The sequence below is a fragment of the uncultured Vibrio sp. genome, from assembly GCF_947488985.1.
Lineage (GTDB): Bacteria > Pseudomonadota > Gammaproteobacteria > Enterobacterales > Vibrionaceae > Vibrio.
Window position 1 is genome coordinate 1 of the sequence record NZ_CANLBV010000298.1, and the last position, 464, is coordinate 464.

Annotated in this window: 1 pseudogene; it reads left to right on the forward strand. The window is 52.2% G+C overall.

Annotated elements, in window-relative coordinates:
- Positions 1-12 precede the first annotated feature (12 nt).
- A pseudogene (locus Q1A70_RS20425) lies at positions 13-464 on the forward strand (hypothetical protein); the annotation flags it as partial.

Here is a 464-nt window from a genome sequence, read left to right on the forward strand (position 1 = left end):
GAAGGAGAAACGGTGTACCACGCACTCACGCGCTGGTTGAATGCGGGGTCATATCATCAAGTGGCGTTTGCGTTTGATGACGCACAGCGCGCCCTGTTAATGGCTCCTCAAATGAAACGTTTGGACTTTACGGGCACATTATCTAATGCAGTGAATGAACTCGGTCGAGAGCTGAATTTACCGCTGGCGTTTGAGCATCAAGGTCGCCTTGTGGCTATACACACTTATAACGGAGCCGTTGATGTGGCTTGGATAGCGGGCGACTCACTCAAAGAAGCCATCGCCCATCTTGCGAAGGTGTACAACTGGACGTGGCACGAGGGGCAGCAACCGTCGTGGACAAGCCCGAACGATTACAGGTTGATGGGGGAATACGGCATTGTCACGCCTCAAGGGGCGTTTGATATGGCGTTAAACAAAGTTTTAGAGGGCTATCCCGTTCAGGCGCAATTGATTGCAAGCTC